The sequence below is a fragment of the Roseisolibacter sp. H3M3-2 genome (genome assembly GCF_029211165.1).
Lineage (GTDB): Bacteria > Gemmatimonadota > Gemmatimonadetes > Gemmatimonadales > Gemmatimonadaceae > Roseisolibacter.
In genome coordinates this window covers 1-6,157 of record NZ_JARGEK010000300.1, presented here as the reverse complement: position 1 = coordinate 6,157, position 6,157 = coordinate 1, and the positions used below count along the sequence as shown (strand labels likewise).

The following is a 6,157-nucleotide window of genomic DNA, read 5'->3' as shown; positions in this document are numbered from 1 at the left end:
CACGTGGTCGCCGGCGCCGCGCTCGCGCTGCTCGCCGGCGCGGCGGCCGCGGGGCTCGACCTCGTGCGGCGCGCGCCCGCCGCCCCGGCCGACGCGACGCCGGCGATTGCGGTGCTCCCGTTCGAGCACCAGGGCGACACCGCCGACGCGTACCTCACCGACGGCATCACCGACGAGATCCGCGGGCGGCTCACCGGCGTGCGCGCGCTCACGGTCATCGCGCGCGCGAGCTCCAACCAGTCCGCGCGCGACGGCGGCTCGCCCGCCGAGATCGCCGAGGCGCTCGGCGTCCGCTTCCTGCTCACGGGCACGGTGCGCGTGGCGGGGAGCGGCGCCGGGCGGCGCGTGGTGGTGCGCCCGGAGCTGGTCGAGGTGTCGCGCGACGGGCAGGCACGGAGCCGCTGGCAGGCGCCGTTCGAGGCGGAGTTCCGCGACGTGGTCGGCATGCAGTCCGACATCGCCGGCCGCGTGGTGTCGGCGATGGCGCTGCCGACGACCGCGGAGGACCGGTCGCGCGTCACGCGCGTCGCGCCGCGCGACCCGGCGGCCTACGACCTGTACCTGCAGGCGCAGGCGCGGGTGGACTGGGGCGCGCGCAGCGACGCCGCCTCCAACCTCGCGGCCATCCCGCTCTACGAGGCCGCCGTCGCGCGCGACGGCGCGATGGTGGAGGCGTGGGGCGCGCTCGCGGGCTCGCTGGTGCTCGCGTACGCCAACGGCGTCCCGACGCGCGCGCTGGCGGAGCGGAGCCGCGCCGCCGCGCTCCGGACCCTCGCGCTCGACCCGGCGGGGATGACCGGCGCCAGCGCGCACGGCCTGTACCTGCGGCTCGTGGAGCGGGACAAGGGGCGCGCGCTCGCCGAGTACCGGCGGGCCGTGGCCGCGAGCCCGAACGACGCGCAGGCGAACAACGCGTACGCGGTGGCGCTGTTCGACGTCGGCCGCCTGGAGGAGGCGCTGCCGTACTTCGAGAGGGCGCGGCGGCTCGACCCCCGGCAGCCGTTCCGCGCGCTCGCCGACCTGCTCGCCGCGCTCGGCCGGCTCTCCGAGGCGCGGGAGATCGCGGGCCGGAGCTGGGCCGTGGCGCCGTCCGTCCGGGCGGCCGCCCCGCGCGTCGGCATCGAGCTCGCCGCGGGCGACACCGCGGCCGCGCCGCGGGCCGCCGAGCAGGCGGTGCACGAGCTGCCCAGCGACCAGGTGCTGGGGGACCTCGGGAGCCACGCGCTCGGCTGGGTGCTGGCGCCCGGCGACGTGCGGCGGATGCTGGCCCTCGGCCCCGAGGCGTTCCCGGACGGCGCGAGCGGGCGGGCGCTCGTGCGCGCGCGCCACCACTACCTGCAGGGCGACTCGGCGCGCATGCGCGCGTGGGCCGACTCCGCGGCGCGGCTGCGGCGCGCCGAGCTGCGCGAGGTGCCGGACGACACGCGGCTGATGTCCGGCCTCGCGTCGGCCGAGGCGTTCGGCGGGCGCGGCGCGGCCGCCCTCGACCTCGCGCGCCGCGTGATCGCGACGGAGCGGCGGCTCGCCGGCGGCGGCGTCACGCGGAACCTCCCGGACTACATCTACCTCGCGGCGGAGGCCGCGGTGGTCGCCGGCCGGCGCGACGCGGCGCTGGCGTGGCTCGGCGAGCTGCGGGCGATCCCGTCGGTCTACACGCCCGCCTGGCTGCGCGTCGACCCGACGTGGGCGGTGCTGCGCGGGGACGCGCGGTTCGCGCCGCTGCTCGCCGACCCGCGCCCGGCGTCCCCGGCGCCGCGCTGACCGAACGCGGTCAGGCGCGCCCGCGCCGGCGCGCGACCGCGGCGACGCCGACGAGCCCCGTGGCGAGCAGCGCCCACGTCCCCGGCTCCGGCACCGTCGCGGTGCCGAACGTCGCCTCGAAGTACGTGTCGTACGGCCCCTCGCCGCGCGGGCCGGTGGCGCGCCACGCGCTCCCGTCGAAGTAGACGAAGCTGCCGCCGGCGTAGCGCTCGGCCCCCGACGGGTCGTAGCCGGGGACCGCGTACCCGGTGCCCCCGCCGAGGATCACCGCGAGGTACGACTGCCCCTCGAGTAGCGGGAGCGCGCCGGTGAACGGCGTCTCCGCCTGGGGGAACATGAAGGTCGCCGGCACGCTCGCCACCGCGGGGCCGACCGGCGCGGCGCCATCCCAGCGGTAGATCTCGAAGGTCAGCGTCGACGTGGCCGGGGAGCCGCCCAGCGCGAGCGACCAGCGGAACTCCTGCAGCACCGGGAAGCCGACGGGGACGACGAACGTCTGCCCCTGCGGCAGCCCGAAGTCCTGCTGGAAGACGGCGGCCCCGTCGCCCGGCCCGAACTGCCCCGGCCCGATGGTGACGGTCTGCGCGGCCGCCGGCGCGGCGGGGAGGGCGAGGGCGGCGAGGGCCGCGACGACCGCGGCGGCGGGTGTGCGACGACGCATGCGACTTCGGGGACGGGGGACGGCGCGGCTCCACGGCGGAGCCGACGCGCGGGGGCGCGCCCCCGCGCGCGGGTACACGCGAACCGCCGCACGAACCGGACATCGTCGCGGCCGCGCGCGCGGCGGTATGTTCGGGGCCGGACGCCCGCCGCCCATCCCCCGCGCACCGCCCCGATGCCCCGACGTCGCCCGCCACGCCGCGCCCGCACGCTCGGCGTGGCGCTGCTGCTCGCCGCCACGACCGCCCTCCCGGCCCAGGAGTCGCGCCCCGGGCCGTTCGACGGGCCGAGCGCGTGGCCGGCGATCCGCCGCGCGCGCATCGCCCGGCTGCTCCCGGCGGCCATGCGCGAGGCGAACGTCGACGCGTGGGTCGTGATGCTGCGCGAGAACGCCAACGACCCGCTGGCGCTGCACGTCGGCGGCGAGAACGCCGGCGCGCCCTCGGCGGTGCTCCTCTTCCGCGTCGCCGACGCGAGCGGGGGCGACCGCGTGCGCTCGGTCATGGTCGCCGGCTTCGGCGAGGCGATCGCGCTGCGCGAGCTGGCGCTGCACGACTCGGTCGTGGTCTACGACGGCGGGGTGCCGGGGCTGGAGCGCGCGATCGCCGAGCGGCTCGCCGCGGCGGCGCCGGCGCGCGTCGCCGTCAACAGCGGCGGGAGCGGGATGGCCGACGGGCTGTCGTGGACGCAGCGCACGGGGCTCGAGCGCGCCCTCGGCCCCGCGCTCGCCGCGCGCCTCGTCCCCGCCGAGCCGATGGTGCGCGCGTGGCTCGCCGTGAAGCTCCCCGAGGAGGTCGCGATCATGCGCCGCGCGGCCGCGCTCACCGTGCGGCTGGAGGAGGAGGCGTACGCGACGATCGTCCCCGGCGTCACACGCGACCACGACCTGGCGGCGTTCCTCAAGCGCCGCATGCGCGAGCTGGGCGTCGAGGACGGCTGGTCGCCGGCGCAGAACCCGAGCGTGAACTCGGGGCCCGACCGCGGCCACTCGCACGCCAGCGACCGCGTGATCCAGGGGGGCGACGTGATCCAGACCGACTTCGGCATCAAGGTGCACGGCGTCTGGGTCACCGACATCCAGCGCTTCGCCTACGTGCTGCGCCCGGGGGAGACCGCGCCGCCGCCTAAGGTCGAGCGGCGCTGGCGGCAGGCGGTGGCCGGCGGGCGCGCGGCGTTCGACGCGATGCGGCCGGGCGCCACCGGCGCGCAGGTGGACTCCGCGCAGCGCGTGGCGATGGCGGCCGCCGGCTCGCTCCCCGTGCCGTGGGGCACCGGGCACGCCGTCGGGTACTGGGCGCACGACGCGGGGCCGGGGCTCAACCGCCGCGAGACGCGGACGCTGGCCGCCGGGCACGTCCTCGCGTTCGACGGCTTCCACGCATGGGCGTTCGACGCGCGCGCCGGCGCCGACCCGGCGCCGGCGTGGGGCGCCGGGACGAAGACGATCTCGGTCGAGGAGATGGCGGTCGTCACGGCGACCGGCGCCGAGTACCTCGTGCCGCCGCAGGAGCGGCTGATCCTCGTGCCCGCGCGGGGCGCGCCGCGCGCGCCCCGCGCGACGCCGCTCAGGGCTTCGCCACCAGGTCGCTGAGCGCGACGCGGTACTCGCGCGCCTGCGCGTCGTAGCTCACGCGGTAGGCGGTCGGGTAGCTCCCCGGCTGGCGGACCGCGGCCGCGGAGGGGATCGGCGTCACGGCGTCCGGGCGCGAGAGCAGATGGGCGCGCGTGATCATCGGCTCGTAGAACGTGACCTGCCCGTCCCACGTGCCGTAGATGAAGGTGCGCGTGAACGCGCCGCCGTTGAACTCGGGGGAGCGCACGTCGAACCAGTGCACGCCCATCATCGGCACCGCCGCGTCGGCCGGCGCGCCGCCCGGCGGCACGAGCGGGACGTAGTGCGGCGGCAGGTACTCCGGCGTCGGCACGCGGTTCGCCTTCGCCGCGAACGCCGGGTCCGACGGCATGATCGCGTCGCGCTCGGCCTTCGAGATCGTGTAGAAGTGGAAGTCGAAGTGCGGGTCGGTGTAGACGCCCATCGGCGGGTGGCCGTGCGCGTTCCAGTCGAGCTGCACGAACTGGTAGGGCGCCGGGCTCCGGGCCGGGAGGCGCAGGTCGTACATGTACATCCCGTCCTCCGTCGGGAGCCCGCGCAGCGCGCCCTCGTCGAGCGCGACGCCCAGCTCCACGGCGCGCTGCCCGTCCTTCGCGTCGAGGAGCACGTAGGTGCGCGCCGCCCCCTCGCCGACCTTCACCGGCGGGCCGTACTGGCGGTGCACCCCGGCCGCCTCGGCGCGGGCGCGCGCGGGCTCCGCGTTCGCGTCGACGGGGAGCGGGGCGGGCGCGTCCGGCGCGCAGGCGCCGAGCACGAGGAGGGCGACCGCCTGGGCGAGGCGGGCGGGGCGAGGGAGGACCGGCATGGGAGCGGCGCGTCGCGGGAGTCGGATCGGCGTGCGGGGTGCACGCCCTCCCGGGAAGACGGAAAACGCCGACGGATCGGCTCAGCGGGGAGCGCGCAGCAGCCGCCGGAAGCGCGGGTCGTCGCGCAGCGACGCCAGCCAGGGGTCCAGCACGAGCCAGCGCGTCGAGACGCTCGGCAGGACGGCGGGGAGCCCCGCCTCCAGCTCGTCGAGCGCCGGGCCGCTCCGGCCGAGCCGCGCGGCGACGCGCGCGAGGGTGAAGCTGGTCCACCGGCGCCCGCTCACGTCGGCGGTGTCGAGCGCCACGGCGCGGCGCGCAGCGCGCAGCGCGTCGTCCGCGCGCCCGAGCGTCGCGTCGGCCACGGCGAGCGTCTCGTGCAGCTCGGGCTCGTCGGGCTGCGTGCGCAGGGCCTCGAGCGCCGCGAGGCGGGTCGAGTCGGCGTGGCGCCGCGCGTCGGCGGCCCGCCCCGCGCCCTCGAAGTGCAGCGCCTTGAGGCGGTGGAGCCGCCACGCCGGCCGGTGCGAGCCGGCGACGCTCAGCGTGTCGATCACCGCCCGCGTGCGCGGGTCGAGCAGCGGCCACAGGAGCGGCGCCACGCGCAGCCCGTTGGCCCCGGCCAGCACCTGCGCGATCCGCCCGCGCTCCACGCGCGTCTCGCCGAGGGCGAGCGTGCGCCGCGCGGCCGCGGTGTCGCCGCGCGCGTTCACCAGCGAGAGCGCCTGCGCGACGTACGCCGCCGGGCTGCGCGGGTCGAGGGCGAGCTGCCGCTCGCGCACGCGCACCGCCTCGTCGAAGCGGCGGCCGTTGTCGTACGCGTTGGCCAGCTCCGCGGGCCACGCGGGGGAGCGCGGGTCGAGCGCGGCGGCGCGCGCGTAGCTCGCCGCGGCGTCGTCGGCGCGTCCCAGCGCCAGCTGCTCGTACCCGAGCGCGCCGTGCAGCTCGGCCGAGTTCGGGTTGCTGCGCAGCGCGAGGAGGAAGCGCTCGACCGCCTGCCAGCGGTCGCCCGGCAGGCGCCCCAGCGCGAGCACCCCCTCGGGCAGCGTGGAGTCGAGCGCCACCGCGCGGTCGGCGGCGGCGCGGGCGCGGGCGAGGCGGTCGGCCGGCCGGGCGTCGTCGCGCGACTCGTGCATCGTCTGCTGCACGAGCGCGAAGCGCGCCCACGCGGCGGCGAAGTCGGGGTCGCGCGCGATGGCGCGGTCGTACCAGCGCACCGCCTCCGCGCGGGCGTCGGGCAGGTTGGCGCGCCCGCCCGCGATCGCGGCGTTGCCGCGCAGGTAGTCCGCGTACGCCTCGGCGTCGCGCCGCGAGCGCCGCAAGG

3 protein-coding genes and 2 pseudogenes are annotated in these 6,157 nt (G+C 78.6%); 2 read left to right on the top strand and 3 right to left on the bottom strand.

Going from position 1 to position 6,157, the window contains the following annotated elements:
• A pseudogene (locus PYV61_RS19430) lies at positions 1 to 1,761 on the top strand (hypothetical protein); the annotation flags it as partial.
• Between the two features lie 10 nt (positions 1,762 to 1,771).
• On the opposite strand, the gene PYV61_RS19425 reads toward PYV61_RS19430, so the two are convergent.
• A complete protein-coding gene (locus tag PYV61_RS19425) occupies positions 1,772 to 2,422 on the bottom strand; it encodes a PEP-CTERM sorting domain-containing protein (RefSeq protein WP_275834703.1) in 651 nt (216 codons plus the stop codon).
• Between the two features lie 174 nt (positions 2,423 to 2,596).
• Between PYV61_RS19425 and PYV61_RS19420 the strand changes: the two genes are divergently transcribed.
• Positions 2,597 to 4,012, top strand: a complete 1,416-nt coding sequence (locus PYV61_RS19420) for a M24 family metallopeptidase (protein WP_275834701.1) — start codon at positions 2,597 to 2,599, stop codon at positions 4,010 to 4,012.
• Here the strand turns inward: PYV61_RS19420 and PYV61_RS19415 are convergent.
• Complete coding sequence (locus tag PYV61_RS19415; RefSeq protein WP_275834699.1) at positions 3,987 to 4,838, bottom strand: DUF5602 domain-containing protein; 852 nt, start codon at positions 4,836 to 4,838, stop codon at positions 3,987 to 3,989. The genes PYV61_RS19420 and PYV61_RS19415 overlap by 26 nt on opposite strands.
• Before the next feature lie 81 nt (positions 4,839 to 4,919).
• A pseudogene (locus PYV61_RS19410) lies at positions 4,920 to 6,157 on the bottom strand (hypothetical protein); the annotation flags it as partial.